A 20,584-nucleotide genomic window follows, 5' to 3' on the forward strand; every position below is an offset into this window, starting at 1 on the left:
TAATAATAATCCGGCGAGAAAAGTGGTGTCGCTCATGAAAAAGAAACAATCATCGCGGCAATTTGCCGTGGTACTGGGGACGATATGGATAGTTGTTGCTGGTGCAAACAGTGGGAAAGTATTCGCGGCTGAAAAACAGCCAGAGTTTGATTGGCAAGCAGCACCTACCGAGGAGATGCGATCTAGCCTGACATTACGAGATGCCATACTGCGCGCCTTTGCTCGCAACCCACAGATAGCCGAGGCGGCTGCGCAAATTCGCGTGGGCGCGGGCAACCTTGATGTGGCGAAAAGTGCCTGGTATCCACAAATTTCTTTGCAGGGGACCGCAGGTAAGTCGCGCCAAACCGACTCCTCCGGCACGCTGGATAACAACGCGTCTGGCGGCATTCAGCTCAGCCAGCTGCTGTATGACTTTGGGCGCACCGGCGGCAGTATCGACGAGCAAGAACGCCTCTCCGACTCCTACCGTTACGCCCTTTACGGCACCATGACCGACGTTGCGCTGAGTACGCTGCAAGCCTATCTGCAAGTGAAGCGCTATCAGGCGCTGAGCGTGGCGGCTCGCGATAACATTGAATCACTGCAACGCGTGGCGGACACCGCCAAGCTGCGCGCCGACGCGGGGTTAAGCTCGCAATCTGACGTGTTACAGGCCGAAACCCGCATTGCCGGGATGCGCGCCACCGTCGAACAATACCGCGCCCAGCAGCGTTCAGCGCAGGCCCAGCTCACCGTGCTGACCGGCGTGGTCTCCGACAATCTGCCGGATTTACCGCAAAGCTTACTCAACCAAAAAGTCACACTCAACAAAATCCCCTATGAAAACAGCGCGCTGGTTCGCGCCGCTCAGGCCAAGCAGCAGGCGGCGATTGAGCGGGTGAATCAGGCGGAATCGCAGCATTGGCCAACCATCAAAGTACAGGCGGGACGTACCCGTTACCAGAATGCCGCAGGCAGCGGCGGCTCTTACTGGGACGACCAGCTCCAGCTGGCGGTGGATGCGCCGGTCTATCAGGGCGGCGCGGTCAGCGCCAAAACCCGTGCTGCGGAGGGGGAGCGCCAGGCGGCGCAGGCCGATGTGGAAAAGGCCAAGCTGGACATCAACCAGAAAGCTTCCACGGCCTATGCCGACATGATTGGCGGCCAGCAGAGGCAGGTGGCGGGCGAGGACCAATACGCCAGCGCGACGCACACCCGCAGCGTCTATCAGGACGAGTACAAACTGAGCAAACGCAGCCTGAACGACTTACTCAGCGTCGAGCAAGACGTTTTTCAGGCTGACACCATGCGCATCGGCGCGCTGTACGACGGCTGGGATGCCACAGTGCGCTATGCCGCAGCCGTAGACAATCTGGTGGATATGTTGGGCATCGACCGACAAAAAGAGACTGGTGACACCATTCCTTCTCTCTGACCACCCTTTATAAAACGATTGTCCGCACAGAATGCGTAAAGAGGCGATATGAGTACCGAAACGAACAGTGAAGAAACCCGCTCTAACGCCACGGCCAAGGCTCCACCGCCGTCGATTGATGTCTGGATCAGCGCCATGGTGCGCGTGGCTGAAATTTTTGGTAAACCTTCTGACCCGCTCTATCTGCGCCAGCAAATGCGCTGGTTTGAAAATCAGTCGCTGGGCCGCCAGCTTGACCGCCTCAGTGGGTTGATTGGGCTACAGGTTGGCATGGTCAGCTGGACTAAGGTCCGTTGGCGGCCGGAAGTGCTGCCAGCCATTATCCAGCTCGAGCAGGGCGGCATCGCGGTCATTGAGCGGCTGCACGATGACGGTCAGGCCGACTACTGGCTGACTGACGGCGGCGACCTGCTGCGCTCCACCGAGCTTTCCACCTTACTTCAACAAGGCTCTGGCCCGGTGTTTTTAGTCGGCGTGGCGGCGCGCGGTCGCGACCAACGCATTGACGAGTTCGTTCAACCCTATAAGAAGCACTGGTTCTGGGATAACTTTCGCGGCGCGGGGCGTAAAATCGCAGAGATTTCGCTGGCGTCGGTGATTGGTAACGTGCTGGCGCTGGCCGGTATTCTGTTCTCAATGCAGATTTACGACCGGGTGATCCCGGCCCAGTCACTGCCCACCCTGTGGGTGCTGTTCTTCGGCGTGGTGCTGGCCGCCGCGCTGGAATACGTTATTCGCCTGATGCGCACGCTGGTGTCAGATTTGATGGGCAAACGCATCGACCTCAAGGTTTCGTCGCTGTTCTTTGTGCGCGCCATGAACATCAAAAACGATGACCGGCCAAAGTCCACCGGCTCCTTCATTTCGCAGCTGCGTGAAATCGATCAGGTGCGCGAACTGCTGACCTCCACCACCGTCAGTGCCGCCGCCGATATGCCTTTCGTGCTGCTGTTCCTCGGCATCATGTTCTTTATCGGCGGGCCGCTGGTGATCATTCCGCTGCTGGCTATTCCGCTGATTGTCATTCCCGGCATTCTGATCCAGTGGCCGATGGCGAAGCTGGCGAAAGAGGGGATGCGCGAAGGGGCGCTGCGCAACGCGGTGCTGGTGGAAACCATTGAAGGCATTGAAGATATTAAAGCCTTACAGGCCGAAGCCTATTTCCAGCGCCAGTGGGAACAGACTCACGAAGTCAGCGCCTCGGTCGGCATGAAGCAGCGTCTGTGGGGCGCGCGGCTGACCGGCTGGGCCTCGACGGTCCAGCAATTGACCTACGCTGGCATGCTGGTGGCGGGGGTCTATCTGGTGCTCAGCGGCGACATAACTACCGGTACGCTGGTGGCGAGCAGCATGCTTTCTTCCCGCACCATCGCGCCACTGATGCAGCTGACCATGGTGTTCTCACGCTGGCAGCACGCCAAAAGCGCCATGAAAGGGCTGGACGATCTGCTGAAAAAGCCTATCGACCGCCCGGAAGACGCCGAGCTGTCGCACTGCCCGACCCTGAGCGGGCACTATCAACTGCGCAATCTGCAATATACCTATGACAAAGAGAACTCGCCGAACGTGCTGGGGATTGGCCAACTGGAGATTAAACCGGGCGAGCGCGTAGCGATTTTGGGCAAGGTGGGTGCCGGGAAATCGACCCTGCTGAAGCTGCTTTCCGGCCAGGCCGAGGCGTCGCAGGGCAAGGTGATCATCGACGGCGTGGACATGAAACGCATCGAACCCGCCGACGTGCGCCGCCAGCTTGGCTATCTGTCGCAGGATTCGCGGCTGTTCTTCGGCACGCTGCGCCAAAACCTGATGCTGGGTTATCCGCACGCCACCGATCAGGAGATGCTGCAAGCCCTGAGGATCAGCGGCGCGCTCTCTATGGTGCAGGCCGATGCCTCGAGTCTGGATAAGATTATTAATGAGGGCGGGCGCGGCTTGTCCGGCGGCCAGCGCCAGATGGTGCTGCTGAGTCGCCTGATCCTGCGTGACCCGCAGGTGGTGCTTTTAGATGAGCCAACCGCCTCGATGGACGAACAGCTGGAAGACTATGTTATTCGCCAGATGAACACTTGGCTGACGGGCCGCACGCTGGTGGTGGTCACCCATCGTCCGGCGCTGCTCAAGCTGGTGGATCGCATCGTGGTGATGGACAACGGCCGGGTTATCGCCGACGGCCCGCGCGATCAAATTCTGGGTAACGCGGTCGCTAACACCGCCGCCACGCCGGCCGTCGCGGCTGCTTCCGGTAACCAACAGGGCGCAGCCTGAGCGCATAAGGACTGAATATGGCACATTTAACATTGCACGATGAGCTGGACGCTCAACAGAAAAAGGTGTCGGGAATTGTCTGGGTTTCCCTGATTGGGCTGGTGCTGTTTTTTGTCTGGGCCTACTTCGCTACCCTCGACGAGGTGACGGTCGGCACGGGCAAGGTCACGCCATCGAGCAAGGCGCAGCAGATTGATTCCCTCGACGGCGGGGTGATTTTGAAGCTGCTGGTGCAGGAAGGCTCCATTGTCAATCGCGGCCAACGGCTGGCCCAGCTCGACCCAACCCGTTCGCAGTCCAACTACGGCGAGGCGGCTTCCCGAGTGCGCACGCTGCGCGCGTCTTCGGAGCGTTTAAGCGCCGAGTTGACCGGCGCGCCGCTGAAATTCAGCCCGGAGACTATGAAATCGCCGGAACTGGTAGCCCGCGAGCGCCAGCTCTATTTATCGCGAAAACAGAACCGTGACGAAACCGTCAGCAACCTGCAACAGTCGCTAAAGCTAGTCAATCAGGAGATCAGCATGACCCAGCCGCTGGTGGCGAAAGGCGCGGCGGGGCAGGTGGAAGTGATTCGCCTCCAGCGCCAGTCCAGCGAGCTGCGCGGCAAAATCGATGATGCTATCAACCAGTACGCGGTTCGCGCCCGTGAGGAGCAGGTGAAGAACAACGCCGACCTCGACGCCGAGCTGCAAGTGATGGCCGGTAAAGAGGATCAGGTGACGCGCTCCGAGCTGTTTTCGCCGGTTCACGGCATCGTCAAAGATATTCAGGTCAGCACCGTCGGCGGCGTCCTGCAACCGGGCGGCAAGCTGATGGAAATCGTGCCGATTGAAGATCAGCTGCTGATTGAAACCCGCATCAACCCGCGCGATATCGCCTATATCCGCCCGGGCCTTGAAGCCACGGTGAAAATCAGCGCCTATGACTCTTCGATCTATGGCGATTTGAAAGGGCAGGTGGAGAGCGTGTCGCCAGACACCTTGCAGGATGAGGTCAAGCGCGACCAGTTCTATTACCGCGTGTATGTCCGTACCGACAAAGCCGTGTTAACCAATAAAGCCGGTCGCCAGTTCCCAATAGTGCCGGGAATGGTGGCCAGCGTAGAGATCAAAACCGGCCAGAAAACCGTGCTGGATTATCTGATTAAGCCGCTGAATAAGGTGAAAGAGTCGCTGCGGGAAAGATGAGTTTTGTTGATTTGAATAGGGTTCTGCTCCTCCCCCTGGCAAGGGGGAGGAGCAAGAAAGATTTACTCAATCTCCGGCTGAACCCGGTACTTAGCTACCACGTCGTCTTCGTCGGATTTACGCTTGTCCTGCCACAGATTCATGCGGCCGCGCAGCGAGCCGCTCAGCTCTTCCAGAACCTGACGCGCGGCGTCGGAGCTTGGATCTAACTCCAACACAAACTCCATAAACTGGCCGGCGATGTGGCGGTTTTTCTTCACGCCGCTGCCCGTCAGCCACGCCATGCCGAGGGTATAAGCCGCTTCGCTGCGCTCAGGATGGGACGGATTCATTAAGATCTCCGGCAACCACTGCTCGGCCGCGAGGCGCTTGTCCTGCTCCGGGCCAAGATCCAACGCGCAGCTGGCACGCCAGTAGGCGGACGAGGCGTGCCCGGCGTCCATCGCGCGCTGATACCACTGCATGGCCTGCTGGTAATCCACCTCACCGCCAATGCCTTCGCGCAGGGCGTTGGCACAGGCAAACATGGCTGGAACCAGCCCCGAGCGGGCGGCGCTGAGCACGCATTCCAGCGCATTGCTGTCGCTGTGGAAAGCTTCGGGAACCTCCTGATGCCAGCCGTTACGGTAGAAGAAATAGAGCTCGTAGGTGTGCAGCGCATTGCCGCGCCGGGCCATTTCGGTCATCAGGAAGTGGGCGGCGTCGAAGTCATCGTTAATCGCCATATCGTGGGCGATGGTGATCAAATCTTTGGCCGCGCTGTCACTGCCAGACAGCTGGATCAGGCGAACGGCGTGGTCAAGCAAGTCATCACTCAGCTCGGGCTGCTGCGGCAAACCATACAGACCAAATTGCACTGCCGTGGCGGCATAGGCCACCAGCACCGGATTTTCAGGCCGGTTAATAGCACGAATCAGCAGGCTGGTCAGCGTCGGCAGCCCCTGCTGTTGCTCATTCGCCAGCACTGCTCTGGAAATAAACATCGCGGCGAAATGGCCCGGCATGGCCTGCGGGGAGACGGCGAACAGCTGGTCATAAATCTCCAGCCCGGCCTGATCGTCATCCTGCCAATAGGCGGCGCAGGTGCCGTACAAATCTAATAAGCGAATGCGGGTGGCGTCGGGCAGTGGCTGAGCCAGCAGGTGGTGCAACTGGGCTTGCAGGTACTGCGCGCGCTCGGAGTCTTTATCGGCAATCTCACCGGAGAGGGCGTCAATCAGGGCGTTGGCGCGGAAATGGTTGCGCTCGTCTTCGTCAAACTCGGCGCACAGCGGGCCGTCGATTATCGCCATTTGCTGGCTATCGTCACCGCCCCAGGCGGCAGAGTGGAAAATCAGGTAGGACTCCATGGTGCCGACATCGCTGTGGCGCACCGACATTGCCATGCGCAGCCAATAATCCAGCGCCTCTTCCTCTGCCTTGCGCGTCTGCTGCAGCGCGGCGGGCAGGCTTTGCGGCCAGTGAGTGGCTGGTTCGACGCCAATGGCGTGCAGATAGCCCACGCCGGTTTGCCATACCTGACTGCCGGCAATGTTGAATTTCTCATGCAGCGGCAGTGGGGCTTTGCCCGCGAACAGGTCGCGCAGCCAGTAAGGTTCGCCAAAGCCGCCGGTCAGGTTCATCAGGTGGCGGAAAGCGTGGGTTGGGCGAGGGTGCAACTCGATGGCGCGCAGGAACGCCAATACGGCATAGTCACAGCACAGCTGAGCGCCGAGCCACTGGCTATCTTCTACATGCTCACCGTTGGCATTGCGGATGACCCAAGCCTGTTCGTGCCAAAACATTCCCAGCAGCACGTGGGCGTGGTAGCTCTGCGGGCACTGCTGCGCCCAGTCACTGAGGATATCCAGCGGATCAACGGTATGGTTTTCAGCCCCGGCGATCAGCGTACCCGGATGCAGCACCAGACCGTAATCGCTGTGAGTATCAGTTTGGTTTTGCCAACCACGCATCAGCGACAACAGCCACTCGTCGAGTTTAACAAAACGGCGGGTTGCCAGAAGCATTCTGGCTTTGGAGAGGTTGTCGTGCTGATTCTCTTGTGGCATGAGATTCCTTCAATTCGGGACGTATAGGGGGGGCGATGTCATCAATTTAACGCGCGACGTGCCTTAGATAGGCGACAGTGTATCGGTTGCAAATCATCACATCAGCGAGATTGCTCTTATAGTACCGGATCCGCCCGCCGCGTGACTAATACTGTACAAATAATGAGATCTTTGTGGAGAGCAAACCCGCAAGATTAATTAACTGACTGTTTTATGGTCATTATTACTGGTTATTTTTCTAGCGGATATTAATAAAATGCTGTCGGAAATGTGAAGGCATTAAGTAAATAGCGATAAGAAATACGGAAGGAGTATGTAGGAAATAAGGAGTTAATATGTCAAAAGTAAATTATTTGCGAATTATTATTATTATACTACCGCGAGGAAATAACATTTTCATGGGAATGTCACATAGAGAAACTACCGCATTTTTGGCAAAAAAAAACCGGTCATAAGACCGGTTGTTGTTTCCAGATAATCTGGTAATGAGGGTAATAATTAACAATAATGATGATAGCGAGATAAAGTATATAGATTCCCACTTTTTTTGCTTTATCACTTAGTGCTCTGTCATGTATTTTAGTTTGTTGTTTTGTAAGGTTTTTTCAGTATTTTAGCGATTAGTGCTTTATTTTAACATGTGTAAAGCTAGCGAAAAGTTCCCTTCTATTAATATTTTCTTACATCTAATAATTGTTCAGAAACATTATCATTAATTTGGTATCATTTTCTTTCTGGATTAATTCCCTTTATATCCAGAGAATGGATTTGCCATGTCGAGCATATAATTCGAAACGTTTTACCTTCACCTTGCATTTATCAATCAGTGGCAGGCTCGACACCCTACGAGGATAGCTCAAAATGAAACGTCGTATTCTTTCTCTTATGATCCCGGCTTTATTAGTCGCAGGATCAGCAAGTGCGGCAGAAGTTTATAATAAAGATGGCAATAAACTCGACCTGTATGGTTTGGTCGATGGTTTACATTATTTCTCGAGCGATAAAGGTTCTGATGGCGATCAGAGCTACATCCGTCTTGGTTTCAAAGGCGAAACTCAGATCACTGACCAACTGACCGGTTACGGCCAGTGGGAGTATCAGGTGCAAGCCAATCAGGCGGAAAGTGAAGATAACCGTTCATTTACCCGTTACGGTTTTGCAGGTCTGAAATTCGGCGATTACGGTTCATTCGACTACGGTCGTAACAACGGCGTGCTGTACGACGTCGCGGCATGGACCGACTTACAGCCAGAGTTCGATGGTTCCACCTATGGCGCGGACCAGTTCCTGTTCCAGCGTACCAACGGCGTAGCCACTTACCGTAACAACAACTTCTTCGGTTTAGTCGATGGCCTGAACTTTGCTCTGCAATATCAAGGCAAAAACGACAGCGGTGGCGGTGAGCCGGGTACGCGTGACGTCCTGACGCAGAACGGCGACGGCTACGGTGCGTCTCTGAGTTACGACATTGGCGCTGGCGTCAGCGTGGCCGGTGCCTTCTTCAACTCAGACCGCACCGACGAGCAGAACTCCGCGCCGGGCATTATGGGTAATGGTAAGAAAGCCGAAGGTTTCAGCGGCGGCCTGAAATATGACGCCAACAATGTCTATCTGGCGGCGATGTTTACCCAGTCCTATAACGCGTCACGCTTCGGTTCGACGGATTCAGAAGCTTACGGTTATGCTAACAAAGCTCAGTCTGTAGAAGCCTACGCCAGCTACCAGTTCGACTTCGGTCTGCGTCCGTTCGTGGCCTATAACCAGACTCGCGGCTCTGATTTGGGTACTGACCGCGTGGGTAACAACTACGACGATCAGGACTTGGTCAAATTCGTGGATCTGGGTGCGACGTATTACTTCAACAAAAATATGTCCACTTACGTCGACTACAAAATCAACCTGCTTGATGACAACCAGTTCACCCAAAATGCCGGTATCAACACGGATAACGTCACGGCGGTTGGCTTGGTGTACCAGTTCTAACCTGTTCGGGTGGACCATTGCCACCAGAGACAGGCATTCTCAGACACAGAATGATGCAGTAACAGAAGACGCGGCCCGTGCCGCGTTTTTTGTGCCCGTCGCCTAGGCTGCTCGCGGGACAAGCCATAGCTCCAGCACCGAGCAGAGCAGGGCAGTCTCCTGTTTATTCTCACCGCCAATCTGCGCATTAACGATCGCGCCATCCACTAACAGCGCAATGGCCTGCGCCATAAAATCGGGTGCTGATTGAGGCAGGTAACGCGCAATCTCCTCAGCCATTTGCTGCTTATGCTGCGCCGCGTGGGTAGTCACTTCGGGCAGGGCTTCGGCGAATTCCAGCGCGCTATTGATAAAGGCACAGCCGCGAAAATCCTCATCACAGAACCACTCTTCCAGCGTTTTTGGCAGTGCAACGGCGAGTTGGGCATTCGGCTGCGCCATGTTTTTCTGCAAGCTGTTGGTAAACCAGCTCATCCAGCGCTGATGGCGATACTCCAGAAAAGCCAAAACCAAGGCATTCTTGCTAGGAAAATGGCGGTAAAAGGTCACTTTGGTCACGCCAGCCTGTTTGATGATCAGATCAATACCCGTGGCGCGAATGCCGTCGCGGTAAAACAGCTGATGAGCCGTCAGCAGGATGCGGTCGCGAGCAGCCAGCGTACTGATGTCGGTAGAAGGAGAGAAAGGCATTAGGATTTCCAGTCAGCGATTGATTTCATTTTTCGGCGATGGTTAGTGTAGACAACTCTGTCTACTTGAGCTAGTTTAATTACGTAGACAGAGTTGTCTACCTAAATTTCTAACCTGAGGTGCTTATGCCAATTAAACCGCCATTGCCGCCCTTTACCCGTGAAAGCGCGATTGAAAAAGTTCGTTTAGCCGAAGATGCATGGAACAGCCGCGATCCGCAGCGCGTGCGTCAGGTTTACTCCGAAGACACTCGCTGGAGAAACCGCAGTGAATTCGCCGAAGGGCAAGACGCCGTGGTGGCCTTTCTGGAGCGCAAGTGGGCCAAAGAGCTGGAATATCGCCTGATTAAAGAGCTGTGGGCCTTCGACGGCGCGCGCATCGCGGTGCGTTTTGCTTATGAATGGCGTGATGATTCCGGCAACTGGTATCGCAGCTTCGGCAATGAAAATTGGGAATTTAATGAGGAAGGTCAGATGTTTGCCCGTTACGCCTGCATCAATGATTTGCCCATCAAAGAGAGTGAACGCAAGTTCGACTGGCCGTTAGGGCGTCGCCCGGATGATTATCCTTCACTGAGCGACTTTGGATTCTAACACCGAATTTAGGCCGTTTTTTGATGAATGATATGCAGCGGCGGGGCGACTTCTAGCTTGATATCGGGATTTTGGCGGAACTCATAAGGCGTGATGTTAAAACGCTTACGGAACATGTAAGTGAAATGCGACTGTGAGCCAAAGCCAAAATCCATCGCGATATCGAAAATCGGCGTGTCACTGCTGCTTAACTGATAGACCGCGCTCGCCAAACGGCGCTCACGGATGTACTTACCAAGCGAAATGCCGGTAGATTCTTTAAACAGTTTTTGCATGTGCCACAGCGAATAGCCCGAGTATTCAGCCAATTCTTCAAGGTGGATAACGCGCCCAAGATGGCCTTCGATCCATTTGCTGAGTGCGCAGACGATTGTGAGATGAATGTCCTGAGCCATAACCCGTCTTTCTTAATGTTCGATAAGCTATTATACACAACTTCGCCGTGATGGCGCAGGAGCCTTAAGTAGCAGAGAGGTGTTGTTGAGAAAGAAAACCCTTATAAATTCAGGGGTAAGGCAAAAAATGACCCGATGACGGAGAGGACTCGCTCCGACCCAACGGGCCATTGATTAGTGCAGTAAGATCCAGTGGATAACCCGCGCGATAATATCGTCGAGTACGACGATGCCAACCAAAATCGCAATAATCAGTAGGATAAATCGCTTACCTGTTGGCAAAATCACCCCTCTCTGGAAAGTGGCTGGTACCTATTACCAAGGGCCGGTGCCGTGCATATTTAATGCAATAACGGCGACACACACTGCGACAAAGACCACTAAAACCATAAAAAGCCGTTTCATCGTTTTACTTCTCAGAGTTTTCACTCTTCCTCTTAGCTTACCCTTGCTGGGCGAGACAAGCGGGAAGTTACCCATATTAGTCGCAGAAATCCAGTCTGCGCGGGTAAAAAATCACTCTGAGCTGGCGTTACGGCGCACTAAGTTGGTTTTTTGGCCGCCGTTGATGATGGTTTCCGGCGGCGTCTCAGGCACCAGTGCGTCAGGAGCAATGTTCATATGATTCAACACCTGCCCCATGATTTGGCCGAAAATCGGCCCGGCCACTGAACCACCAAAGTGTTTACCCGCCTGCGGGTTGTTGACCATCACCACCAGAGCCACTCGCGGGTTACTGGCCGGAGCCACGCCCGCCGTGTAGTTGACGTAGCCGCCATCGTACTTGCCGCTGGTCCCCAGCTTTTCCGCCGTACCGGTTTTGATTGCCAAACGATAACCCGGCACCGCCGCGCTCAGGCCAGAGCCGCCGGGCAGGGCGTCGCTTTCCATCATATGGATCACGGTTTGCACCACGTCCGCCGACATCACGCGCTTACCCATCACCGGTGGTGTCACCTTGGTGATCGACAGTGGGCGATAAATGCCCAATGCGCCAATGGTGGCGTATTCGCGGGCGATTTGCAGCGGCGTTACGCGCAGTCCGTAGCCAAAGGAGAAGGTCGCACGCTCAATGTCAGCCCAGCGATCGCGGTGCAGCGGGAAGTAGCCGCTACTCTCGCCGCCAATGCCCAAGTCGGTCGGTTTACCCAAGCCAAAGGAGTGGTAGAGGTCAACCAGCACCTGTGCGGGCATCGCCAGCGCCATGTGCGATACCGCGATGTCACTGGATTTCTGCAACACGCCGGTGATGGTCAGCGCAGGCCAGTGGCCGACGTCTTTGATTAAGTGGCCGTTGACGGTGTACGGGTGGGTGTCCAGCACCGAGTCCGGGCGGATCATTTTGCGCGCCAGCGACACCATCACAACCAGAGGTTTTACCGTAGAACCCGGCTCGAAGCTGTCGCTTATCGCCACGTTACGCATGTCTTTTGGCTGAACGCCGGCGTAATTGTTCGGGTTAAAAGAAGGGTAGGAGGCCATCCCTAGAATTTCCCCGGTATTCACATCCACCAGCACGGCGGCACCCGAGTCCGCCTGGTTGAGCATCACGCCGGCGCGCAGGCGTGAATACATCACGTACTGCATAAAGCTGTCGATACTCAGATTCACCGTTGGCGGCTGTTGCGGCGGGACTTCCTTCAACACGCCAATCACGTTGCCGTGGCCGTCTTGGCGGTATTCGCGCATGCCCGGCTTGCCTTCGAGCAGGGTATTAAAGCCTTTCTCAATGCCGGTCAGACCTTCGTTATCCGTGCCGACAATCCCCACCAGATTGGCGGCGGCGTCGCTCATCGGGTAGTAGCGGCTGTCATCGTGCTGGCTGGTAATGCCGCCCAGATGCAACTGAGCAATATCATTGGCAATGCCTTGCTCGATTTTACGCCCAAGGTAGACAAAGCGCCGATTAGGATCGCTGGTAATAATTTGCTGTAACTGGGGCAGCGGCATGTTCAGGGCCTGCGCCAGATACTGCCATTTCGGGCTATTTAGATCGCTATGCAGCTGAAGGACGCGGAAGGGATCGGCAATAATGTCTTTGGAAGCCACGCTCAGTGCCAGCGGATGCCCGCTGCGGTCAGCAATGGTGCCGCGATCGGCTGGGATCACCGTGGAGCGCAAAGAGCGCTGGTCGGCCTGACGCTCAAGCATCGGGCGGTTCAGCAGCTGTAAATAGCCTACGCGGGCCAGTAAAAATGCCATACAACCCAAAATGCCAACACAAATAAGGGCAAAACGCTTCGAATAAAAGTGGGGTTGTGCAGCCGGCTTAGTCGGTTTTTTTGGAGGCATGTTTACTTCGCAAAGTCATGGGCGTGATAGTGCCAAAAATGACAAGCCTGCCGTCGCGAAGGGGGTTATGGACCCAGAAATGGTTAAAAACCCAGCGGAAATAACAGGACTCATCATTCTGATTGATATGATTTTTAGTATCATAGACATATTATAATAAGCCGTTGCTGGGTTATGTTTAATTCAATTGCCCTTTGTAAGTAAATACGACTTGCTGAGCAGCTTTTACCCGTTATTTGCCTTAATGGCGAACCTTTCTCTGTCTCATTCAACGGATAGCCATTCATCCGCTTCTTCAAACATCTCTTCGAGCATTTGGTTCAACTGCGAACGGTCCTGCTTGCTGGCGCCCGAGGTGTTCAAGCCGTTGGCCTGCATCGGTTTGACCTTCACCGCCGCATCCGGGAACAGGCGATGAACGCGTTTGGTTAATTCGGCATGGATTTTGTCGTTGGCATCAGGAATGCCGGAAACATTGCGTTTGTCATACACCAGCTCTACTAACATTTAGTCTCAATCCTTAATAGGTAATTAACTGGCTAAATATACAGTATCGCTTGGCCGATTCCAATGTTTTAGGCGACGGATTGGGTGCCATTTCAGCACCTTGAACGTAAAGTCCTGTAATGGCGGATACATAATCCTTGTGAATGTTTGGTCGGTGGCTAGAATACTGGCGTACTTTCATGAGGGATTAATGGATAAAAAACGGCGTTCAGCACTGCTCTTTTTCTGCCTGGCTTGTCTGGTCATACTTACCTGTATGACGCAGCGCATCGCCGGGCTGAACGCGTTGTCTGCCTCTCTGCGTCAGGACGCCGTGTCCCAAACGGTCTCATCCCAGCCGACGTCCGATCTGACTGAAACTCCCACTCCTTGCGAGTTGAGCAGCAAATCACTGCTTTCCGTTCCTCCTGCCATTCTTGATTTCGCGCTGTTGGTCTTTAGCTTGCTGCTGGCATTTCTCTCGCCTGGCAACGTGGCCCTTCTTCGTACTCGCCTGCCTGAAGTCGTTCCAGTGCCGATACTACGGGTGCATCTGCGGCTCTGCGTCTTCCGGGAATAAAAACACGTCCGCCTTTTGATTCGGATGTTGTCTTTTATTTTTGGAGAAAATTTATGCGTTATGCCTTCAGGGCGGCGATTGCCAGCCTGTTGCTGCTGTGGCTACCTGCCATTCATGCGGCGGATTCCGGCTGGTTAGAAAGCCCGCAAAACAGCCATGCCAAAGTGCGTTTTCAGGCTGAGCCTGCCGACGGCGCGGCGGATGAAACCCATCTTTTACTGTCTGTCAGCCTCGAAAAAGGCTGGAAAACCTACTGGCGATCGCCGGGTGAGGGCGGCGTTGCGCCGGTTATCGCCTGGCAAGACCCATCAACTAAGGCCGACTGGTCTTGGCCGACTCCCGCGCGTTTCGACGTCGCCGGAATAACCACGCAGGGCTATCACGACAATGTGACGTTGCCGATTGTTATCAAAGGCAAAGTACCTGAGAAACTGGCGGGAACCCTGACCCTGCCGACCTGTAGCAATGTCTGTATCCTCACCGATTACGACTTCAATCTGGACCTGCGCGCAGGCGGTGACCAAGGCGATTTCGCCAGCCGTTTTGCCAGCGCTATGGGGCAAATCCCGATTGCGCAGGGGCTGGCGGATAAGGTGTCGGCGGGTTATCGGCAGGGCACTTTGTTGATTTCAGCCGAGCGCGCTCAAGGCTGGCAGCAGCCGGAGCTGTTTATCGATTCCCTCGAAGGCAGCTCATTCGGCAAGCCGACGGTCAAGGTGGACGGCATGCTTGCGCAGATCACCGTGCCAGTCACCGACGAGTGGGGAGATAAAGCCGGAGACTTGACGGGCAAGCCGGTCAGCGCGGTGCTGGCGGATCGCGGTATCGCCCAGCAGCTCGACCTCAAGATGGAGCCTCTGGCACCCGCCACGCAGAGCAGCATTGCCCTGTGGCAAGTGGCGCTGATGGCGCTGGCCGGTGGTTTTATTCTTAACCTGATGCCGTGCGTGCTGCCGGTACTGGGTATGAAACTCGGCTCGATTTTGCAGGTGGAGCAGCGCGACCGTAAAAGCGTTCGGGTGCAGTTCCTGGCCTCTTCGGCGGGCATTATCAGCTCTTTCCTCGCGCTGGCGCTGCTGATGACCGTGCTGCGCTACAGTAACCAGACCCTTGGCTGGGGAATTCAGTTCCAGAACCCATGGTTTATCAGCTTTATGGTGATTGTGACCGCGCTGTTCACCGCCAACCTGCTGGGCCTGTTCGAAATCAACCTGCCTTCTGCCATGACCACCCGTCTGGCGACGCAAAAACGTGGCGGTTTGAAGGGCAATTTCGCCGAAGGGGCTTTCGCGACGCTGCTAGCTACGCCGTGCTCGGCGCCTTTCTTGGGCACCGCCGTGGCCTTCGCGCTGGCGGCACCTCTGCCCGTGCTGTGGGGATTATTCCTGATGCTGGGCATCGGCATGAGCCTGCCGTGGCTGATGATCGCAACCTGGCCGGGACTGGCGCTGCGCCTGCCGCGTCCGGGGCGCTGGATGCTGCGCCTGCGGGTGGCGCTCGGCTTGCTGATGCTTGCCGCGTCGCTGTGGTTGCTCAGCCTGATGCTCAACCACTTCAGTCTGCAAAGCGTGCTGATTGTCGCGGCGGTGTTCCTGCTGGCGCTGGTGGTGGGTTCGCTGCGCCGCTACGGGGCGCGTAATACCGCCATTGCCCTATGTGTCAGCCTGCTGGTGGCAGGGCTGGTGATGCTAGCGGCGGCGCTCTCCTATACCAACGGCGCTAAGCCATTACAGGATGCCGTGAAGTGGCAGCCGCTAACCGAGCAGGCGATTGCTCAGGCGGTGGCGGACAACAAAGTGGTGTTCGTGGATGTCACGGCAGACTGGTGTGTCACCTGCAAAGCCAACAAATTTAACGTCTTACTGCGCGAAGACGTGCAGAAAGCTCTGACCGCCGACAACCTGGTGGCCCTGCGCGGTGACTGGAGCCGTCCTTCCAAACCGATTAATGAATTCCTGCAAAAGCGCGGCAGCGTTGCCGTTCCTTTCAACCAAATTTATGGTCCGGGCCTGCCAACGGGTGAGATTTTATCGCCACTGCTGACTCGCGACGCCGTTTTAAAAGGGCTGCAAGACGCCCGTGGAGATAAATAATGAAAACCTTAATGCTGATTTTAATGATGGCCCTTTCACCGATGGCTTTAGCGCAGGCTGCGCCACAAAACCCGACGCCGGAGGATATGCTGTTCCGCGACCCGGCCACGCCGCGCTTTGGTGCTAAAGACGCCAAGCTGGTGCTGGTCTCCTTCACCGACTACAACTGCCCTTACTGCAAGCAGTTTGATCCTCTGCTGGAGAGAGTTGTGAAGGAGCATCCGGACGTCGCGGTGGTGCTAAAACTGCTGCCATTCCGTGGCGCCAGTTCCATCAGCTCTGCTCGCGCTGCCATGACCGTGTGGGAGCAGCAGCCGGACAAATTTATGGCGCTGCACCAGCGCCTGATGTCGAAAAAAGGCCCGCATGACGAGGAGAGCATCGACGCTGCCATCGCCAAAGTCGGCCTGCCGCCGGTAAAAGTCACGCCAGAAAGCTATACCACCTTGAAAACTAACGTGGAAATTGCCGAAGTGCTGGGCATTCAGGGTACGCCAGCGACCATTATTGGCGACCAGATCATCCCCGGCGCTATCTCTTATCAGGACTTAGAAGAGCTGGTGAATGCCCAGCTGAAGAAGGTGAAAGATGGGAAAAGCTAAACGTTGGGCTAAAGAGATCTTGGTTGGCGCGGTACTGCTGATGGCGGTGCTGTTCGGCATGGACTTCATGCGCGCGCCGCAGGCTCCGGTCGATTTCGGCAACCAGACATTGCAGACCCTCGATGGCCAGACCCTGACGCTCAATGAGAAAAGCCAGCAGCAGCCGCTGCTGGTTTACTTCTGGGCCAGCTGGTGCAGCGTCTGTAAGTTCACCACTCCGGACGTCGGCAAGCTGTCGGCTAACGGCGGCAACGTGTTGAGCGTGGCGCTGCGTTCAGGGGATAAGGACAAAATCGAGCGCTATTTGCAGGGCAAGAATATCAGCATGCCGGTGGTGAATGACCCGCGCGGCGATATTTCCGCCTCGTGGGACATTGGCGTCACTCCGACGTTTGTGATTATCGATAAGGGCAGGGTGGTGAGTACCACGACGGGCTGGACGTCATATTGGGGGATTAAGCTGCGCCTATGGCTGGCGCAGCTTTAAAAAGGCTATCTTATTTGCCATTTTGAACCCGGGCAGTACTCGAAAGCCTCACGTACTTGAGTACGCTGCCGTTTCTCCGTGCTGGCCGTGTCCAAACTGGCTGCAACGAAAACGCCTTTTTAGTGTGGAGTCGTCTGAAAACTAATCCGCAATAAAGCGCTTCTCATTGGTCAGAACCTGTAACAGCAGGCCGAGTTCAGGTTTCTGATCTTTGATGCGTTTGCCTTGTTCGTCATAAGCCGTGAAATCACCGTTGCGCTCCAGCAGTAGCGTCTGGGTTGGCGTGGTGATCACCAGCGTGCCGTTATCACTGGTGGAGATCCAGTCATGGCGGCGTTTGGCGGCAAATAGATCTTCACCTTGCGAATAATCCGCTGGCGACGTGGTGACGTGCAGCAGGCGCTGCATCAGGGTGGTCATCACATCTTCATGATCTGTCAGCTTATTAATCGACTGGGCAGGGGTGCCCGGCCAGTGAACCACCAGAGGTACACGCATCTGGTCGCGGTTCATGTTGTTGCCTGAACCCCAAGTGCCGTTCTCGTTAAATTCAATGCCGTGGGAGGCGGTGATCACCACCACGGTTTTATCCAGCTCGCCGCGTTTTTGCAGGTCTTGCAGGATCTCGCTGATACGCTGATCCACCTCTTTCGCGCCTTGCTGATAACGCTGCATAAAGACATTGCCAGTCGGCACGGCGGCATTGCTGCCTTGACGCAGCGCCGTCGAGACGCCGTTCAGATTCACGTAAGAGAACCACGGGCGGCTACCGCGCGCGGCTAACCACTGCTGCCACTGCTGAGCCGTCAGGGTATCGCCCTGCGCCGCTGGGGTCGGCAAGGTGAAGTCGGTCAGCAAAGCCTGACGGTAGAGTGGGCTGTTGAAGCCGTCGGAGGAGAACAGGCCAAACTCGTAGCCCTGTTTCGCCAGCGAGGACATCAGCGCAGAAGGCTTACGCGCGGCAATAATGCCTTCCATATAGGTTGGCGAAATCCCGTAGAACAGGCCAAACAGGCCGCTATCCACGCGATTACCCGAGCTGTAATGCTGGTTGAAGCTAACATTTTGCCGCGCGAAATCGGTCAGCGCTGGCATGTCTTTGACCGTGGTTGAGGCGTGAATACCATCCACCACAATCATCAACAAATTATATTTAGGGCCGGTGTCGCGGAAGCTAATGTCATTGAGTGGGTACTCTACCGACAGCGCCTCTGGGTTGCCTTGCTCAATCAGGCGCTGCTGATAAGCCTGTGCGTCCAGCAAGCCGTGCTTCTCGAGGAACTTACGCGCGGTCATTGGGTAGGAGAGCGGCAGGTTTGAACGCTGCATGGTGATTGGGCGATAGAAGTTGGCATCGGCCCAGATATACATCAGGTGCGAGGCAAAGAAGCTGACGATAAACAGCGCCACAATCGGCTTAGCGAAATTGCGACGGTTCAGGCTGCGCAGCTTCTGCCATGCCCAAGTGCCAAACAGCATTTCGATCAGGAACAGCACCGGCACGGCAATAAACATTAGCTGCCAGTCGCGGGCCAGCTCGCCTTGACCGGGGTTGACCACCAGTTCCCACACCACAGGATTGATGTGCAGGTGGAAGCGGGTAAAGACTTCGGTGTCGACCAGTAACAGCGTCAGACCGGCGGTGGCTAAAATGGCGGATAAGAAACGCATCAGCCGCTGCGACATCACCACAAAGGTCAGGGGGAAGATGATCAGCAGGTAGGCGGAGAAGCCAATAAAACTGAAATGCCCAAGCCAACTTACCAACGCGTAAATGCGTCCTTCGAGAGAAGAGGGCCAGTCGGAGACAAAGAGGTAGCGGCTGCCGAGTCCAAGACCGAGCAGAATGTTAAATAGGGCGAACCAGTGCCCCCAGCTGATCATCTGGGATACTTTTTCGCGATAGCGCTGACGATTTGTCACCATAAGAGGTTTTGGGCAAATAGTTGATTAATGGGCTTTATCTTCTCTTATTGACGCCTGAAGCGCGCCAGCAAAAGAGCCTGCGATAGCTTTGCGCTGGGTTGGCGCAACGCTGGTATTAATTAAGTTGGTCACCATATTGCCCAACACCATCAAAGAGAGATCGGTGGGTGCGCGGTGTTTTTCCAGTACGGTGGCCAGTTCCGAAAGGATCTGTTCAACGTGTTCGTCACTGTAACGAGATGATTGTGGCATGGATTAATGTGCTCAAAGCCTGACAAAGTGCAATATCTTAACGTATCGTGGCATCAGTTTCCGCATTTTTATAATGTGTTGAACGTTGGGGTATTGATGAGATGTATTTATTTGTGTTTCCAACTTCAAGGCTTTGCGGTTGCAAGCCCTCTATATTAAGTGTTTGAATACCCGCCTCGGCGAAAAAATCATTCCACCAAGCCGCCCCCTTTTCAGATATTTCTACAGCATTTATATAAAGACACTCATTTTAGGAGAAGCCATGAGTCTGGATATCGAGCAGATTGCTCTACACCAGTTGAACAAGCGTGACGAGCAAACGCTGGACGTTGTGCTGCGCGATACGCTGTTAACCCCGAATGCCGCGGTTGAAGAGATGATGGCCGAACTGCATCGCGTGTACAGCGCGAAAAGCAAAGCTTATGGGCTGTTTAATCAGGATAGCGAACTGGCCGAGTCTTTGCGCGCCTGCCGCAAAGGCGATGAGGATTTCCTTGGCTTTAGCCGCGGGGCCACCGGCCGTTTGCGCGATGAACTGGCGAAATATCCTTTTGCCGAAGGCGGCGTGGTGCTGTTCTGCCATTATCGCTTTCTGGCGGTTGAGTATTTACTGATTGCCGTGCTTAACAGCCGTAGCAGTATGCGTGTTAACGAGCAACTGGACGTCAGCAGCATTCACTATCTCGACATCAACCATGCCGACATTGTCGCGCGAATTGATTTAACCGAGTGGGAAACCAATCCAGAATCCACCCGCTATTTGACCTTCCTGAAAGGCCGCGTGGGTCGTAAAGTGTCCGACTTCTTTATGGATTTCCTCGCTGCGGCAGAAGGCTTGGACACTAAAGCGCAAAACCGTGGCTTATTGCAGGCGGTGGATGACTTCTGCGCAGAAGCCCAGTTGGATAAGAACGAACGCCAAAATGTGCGCCAGCAGGTCTATAGCTACTGCAACGAACAGCTTCAGGCGGGGGAGGAGATCTCCCTCGACGCGCTGTCCGACGAGCTGCCACCCTGGGACGACAAGAAATTCAAAGAGTTTTCCCAAGAGCAGGGTTATCAGCTGGAAGAGACTTTCCCGGCCGATCGCGGCACGCTGCGCCAGTTAACCAAGTTTGCCGGTAGCGGCGGCGGGGTGAGCATCAATTTCGACGCCATGCTGATGGGCGAGCGCATCTTCTGGGACCCGGCCACCGACACGTTAACTATCAAAGGCACACCGCCGAATCTGCGCGACCAGTTGCAACGTCGATCGTCGAGTAAGTAAAAAGTAATACGAACACAGGTA

The 20,584-nt window shown here is 55.2% G+C and carries 17 protein-coding genes; 10 read left to right on the top strand and 7 right to left on the bottom strand.

Features of this window, described 5'->3' with window-relative positions:
* Positions 1 to 34 precede the first annotated feature (34 nt).
* From SBO83_RS17960 to SBO83_RS17970, 3 genes are read left to right on the top strand one after another with little or no spacing between them, the layout of a single operon-like run.
* Positions 35 to 1,417 carry a TolC family outer membrane protein gene (locus SBO83_RS17960; protein ID WP_185689674.1) on the top strand — a complete coding sequence of 461 codons (1,383 nt, stop codon included), beginning with the start codon at positions 35 to 37 and terminating at the stop codon, positions 1,415 to 1,417.
* 48 nt (positions 1,418 to 1,465) lie between these two features.
* On the top strand, positions 1,466 to 3,682 hold the full coding sequence (locus SBO83_RS17965) for a type I secretion system permease/ATPase (RefSeq protein ID WP_396132431.1): 2,217 nt from the start codon (positions 1,466 to 1,468) through the stop codon (positions 3,680 to 3,682).
* Positions 3,683 to 3,699: 17 nt separating this feature from the next.
* Positions 3,700 to 4,869 (top strand): HlyD family efflux transporter periplasmic adaptor subunit, encoded by a 1,170-nt coding sequence (locus SBO83_RS17970; RefSeq protein WP_396132432.1) that lies wholly within the window; start codon positions 3,700 to 3,702, stop codon positions 4,867 to 4,869.
* Between the two features lie 62 nt (positions 4,870 to 4,931).
* On the opposite strand, the gene SBO83_RS17975 is transcribed toward SBO83_RS17970, so the two are convergent.
* On the bottom strand, positions 4,932 to 6,917 hold the full coding sequence (locus tag SBO83_RS17975; protein ID WP_396132433.1) for a DUF4034 domain-containing protein: 1,986 nt from the start codon (positions 6,915 to 6,917) through the stop codon (positions 4,932 to 4,934).
* Positions 6,918 to 7,778: 861 nt separating this feature from the next.
* On the opposite strand from SBO83_RS17975, the gene ompC reads away from it, so the two are divergent.
* Positions 7,779 to 8,900, top strand: coding sequence for a porin OmpC (ompC, locus tag SBO83_RS17980; RefSeq protein WP_396132435.1), 1,122 nt, complete (start codon positions 7,779 to 7,781; stop codon positions 8,898 to 8,900).
* Between the two features lie 102 nt (positions 8,901 to 9,002).
* Here the strand turns inward: ompC and SBO83_RS17985 are convergent, their stop codons facing one another.
* Positions 9,003 to 9,590 carry a TetR family transcriptional regulator gene (locus SBO83_RS17985; RefSeq protein ID WP_396132436.1) on the bottom strand — a complete coding sequence of 196 codons (588 nt, stop codon included), beginning with the start codon at positions 9,588 to 9,590 and terminating at the stop codon, positions 9,003 to 9,005.
* Positions 9,591 to 9,715: 125 nt separating this feature from the next.
* Between SBO83_RS17985 and SBO83_RS17990 the strand changes: the two genes are divergently transcribed.
* On the top strand, positions 9,716 to 10,183 hold the full coding sequence (locus SBO83_RS17990) for a nuclear transport factor 2 family protein (RefSeq protein WP_034791680.1): 468 nt from the start codon (positions 9,716 to 9,718) through the stop codon (positions 10,181 to 10,183).
* An 8-nt stretch (positions 10,184 to 10,191) separates the two neighbouring features.
* Here SBO83_RS17990 and SBO83_RS17995 read toward each other — a convergent pair whose 3' ends face one another.
* The 3 genes from SBO83_RS17995 to SBO83_RS18005 form a co-directional block, all read right to left on the bottom strand.
* Positions 10,192 to 10,578, bottom strand: coding sequence for a helix-turn-helix domain-containing protein (locus SBO83_RS17995; protein ID WP_034791678.1), 387 nt, complete (start codon positions 10,576 to 10,578; stop codon positions 10,192 to 10,194).
* 516 nt (positions 10,579 to 11,094) lie between these two features.
* Positions 11,095 to 12,870 carry a penicillin-binding transpeptidase domain-containing protein gene (locus SBO83_RS18000; RefSeq protein WP_396132437.1) on the bottom strand — a complete coding sequence of 592 codons (1,776 nt, stop codon included), beginning with the start codon at positions 12,868 to 12,870 and terminating at the stop codon, positions 11,095 to 11,097.
* A 264-nt stretch (positions 12,871 to 13,134) separates the two neighbouring features.
* Positions 13,135 to 13,377 (bottom strand): DinI family protein, encoded by a 243-nt coding sequence (locus tag SBO83_RS18005; protein ID WP_034791675.1) that lies wholly within the window; start codon positions 13,375 to 13,377, stop codon positions 13,135 to 13,137.
* 190 nt (positions 13,378 to 13,567) lie between these two features.
* Here SBO83_RS18005 and SBO83_RS18010 point away from each other — a divergent pair, with 190 nt between their 5' ends.
* Genes SBO83_RS18010 through SBO83_RS18025 form a run of 4 tightly spaced genes read left to right on the top strand, consistent with a single transcriptional unit; the run spans position 13,568 to position 17,118 of the window.
* Positions 13,568 to 13,936 carry a copper resistance protein gene (locus tag SBO83_RS18010; protein WP_396132438.1) on the top strand — a complete coding sequence of 123 codons (369 nt, stop codon included), beginning with the start codon at positions 13,568 to 13,570 and terminating at the stop codon, positions 13,934 to 13,936.
* Between the two features lie 53 nt (positions 13,937 to 13,989).
* Positions 13,990 to 16,029: a cytochrome c biogenesis protein CcdA gene (locus tag SBO83_RS18015; protein WP_396132439.1), complete on the top strand. Its 2,040-nt coding sequence runs from the start codon at positions 13,990 to 13,992 to the stop codon at positions 16,027 to 16,029.
* Positions 16,029 to 16,631, top strand: coding sequence for a DsbA family protein (locus SBO83_RS18020; RefSeq protein ID WP_396132440.1), 603 nt, complete (start codon positions 16,029 to 16,031; stop codon positions 16,629 to 16,631). Before SBO83_RS18015 ends, SBO83_RS18020 begins: the two co-directional genes overlap by 1 nt.
* Positions 16,618 to 17,118: a protein disulfide oxidoreductase gene (locus tag SBO83_RS18025; RefSeq protein ID WP_396132441.1), complete on the top strand. Its 501-nt coding sequence runs from the start codon at positions 16,618 to 16,620 to the stop codon at positions 17,116 to 17,118. Before SBO83_RS18020 ends, SBO83_RS18025 begins: the two co-directional genes overlap by 14 nt.
* 141 nt (positions 17,119 to 17,259) lie before the next feature.
* On the opposite strand, the gene yejM is transcribed toward SBO83_RS18025, so the two are convergent.
* Both yejM and SBO83_RS18035 read right to left on the bottom strand, forming a co-directional pair.
* A complete protein-coding gene (gene yejM, locus SBO83_RS18030; protein ID WP_396132442.1) occupies positions 17,260 to 19,044 on the bottom strand; it encodes an LPS biosynthesis-modulating metalloenzyme YejM in 1,785 nt (594 codons plus the stop codon).
* Positions 19,045 to 19,068: 24 nt separating this feature from the next.
* On the bottom strand, positions 19,069 to 19,296 hold the full coding sequence (locus tag SBO83_RS18035) for a YejL family protein (protein WP_034791669.1): 228 nt from the start codon (positions 19,294 to 19,296) through the stop codon (positions 19,069 to 19,071).
* A 262-nt stretch (positions 19,297 to 19,558) separates the two neighbouring features.
* Here SBO83_RS18035 and yejK point away from each other — a divergent pair, with 262 nt between their 5' ends.
* Positions 19,559 to 20,563: a nucleoid-associated protein YejK gene (gene yejK, locus SBO83_RS18040; RefSeq protein ID WP_396132443.1), complete on the top strand. Its 1,005-nt coding sequence runs from the start codon at positions 19,559 to 19,561 to the stop codon at positions 20,561 to 20,563.
* Positions 20,564 to 20,584: the final 21 nt, after the last annotated feature.

Source organism: Ewingella allii, from assembly GCF_044430645.1.
Taxonomy (GTDB): Bacteria; Pseudomonadota; Gammaproteobacteria; order Enterobacterales; family Enterobacteriaceae; genus Ewingella; species Ewingella allii.

Bases quoted from the DNA above. Each gene is read 5' to 3' on its own strand.
- SBO83_RS17960 (WP_185689674.1), top strand. From the start codon at position 35: ATGAAAAAGAAACAATCATCGCGGCAATTTGCCGTGGTACTGGGGACG.
- SBO83_RS17965 (WP_396132431.1), top strand. From the start codon at position 1,466: ATGAGTACCGAAACGAACAGTGAAGAAACCCGCTCTAACGCCACGGCC.
- SBO83_RS17970 (WP_396132432.1), top strand. From the start codon at position 3,700: ATGGCACATTTAACATTGCACGATGAGCTGGACGCTCAACAGAAAAAG.
- SBO83_RS17975 (WP_396132433.1), bottom strand. From the start codon at position 6,917: ATGCCACAAGAGAATCAGCACGACAACCTCTCCAAAGCCAGAATGCTT.
- ompC (WP_396132435.1), top strand. From the start codon at position 7,779: ATGAAACGTCGTATTCTTTCTCTTATGATCCCGGCTTTATTAGTCGCA.
- SBO83_RS17985 (WP_396132436.1), bottom strand. From the start codon at position 9,590: ATGCCTTTCTCTCCTTCTACCGACATCAGTACGCTGGCTGCTCGCGAC.
- SBO83_RS17990 (WP_034791680.1), top strand. From the start codon at position 9,716: ATGCCAATTAAACCGCCATTGCCGCCCTTTACCCGTGAAAGCGCGATT.
- SBO83_RS17995 (WP_034791678.1), bottom strand. From the start codon at position 10,578: ATGGCTCAGGACATTCATCTCACAATCGTCTGCGCACTCAGCAAATGG.
- SBO83_RS18000 (WP_396132437.1), bottom strand. From the start codon at position 12,870: ATGCCTCCAAAAAAACCGACTAAGCCGGCTGCACAACCCCACTTTTAT.
- SBO83_RS18005 (WP_034791675.1), bottom strand. From the start codon at position 13,377: ATGTTAGTAGAGCTGGTGTATGACAAACGCAATGTTTCCGGCATTCCT.
- SBO83_RS18010 (WP_396132438.1), top strand. From the start codon at position 13,568: ATGGATAAAAAACGGCGTTCAGCACTGCTCTTTTTCTGCCTGGCTTGT.
- SBO83_RS18015 (WP_396132439.1), top strand. From the start codon at position 13,990: ATGCGTTATGCCTTCAGGGCGGCGATTGCCAGCCTGTTGCTGCTGTGG.
- SBO83_RS18020 (WP_396132440.1), top strand. From the start codon at position 16,029: ATGAAAACCTTAATGCTGATTTTAATGATGGCCCTTTCACCGATGGCT.
- SBO83_RS18025 (WP_396132441.1), top strand. From the start codon at position 16,618: ATGGGAAAAGCTAAACGTTGGGCTAAAGAGATCTTGGTTGGCGCGGTA.
- yejM (WP_396132442.1), bottom strand. From the start codon at position 19,044: ATGGTGACAAATCGTCAGCGCTATCGCGAAAAAGTATCCCAGATGATC.
- SBO83_RS18035 (WP_034791669.1), bottom strand. From the start codon at position 19,296: ATGCCACAATCATCTCGTTACAGTGACGAACACGTTGAACAGATCCTT.
- yejK (WP_396132443.1), top strand. From the start codon at position 19,559: ATGAGTCTGGATATCGAGCAGATTGCTCTACACCAGTTGAACAAGCGT.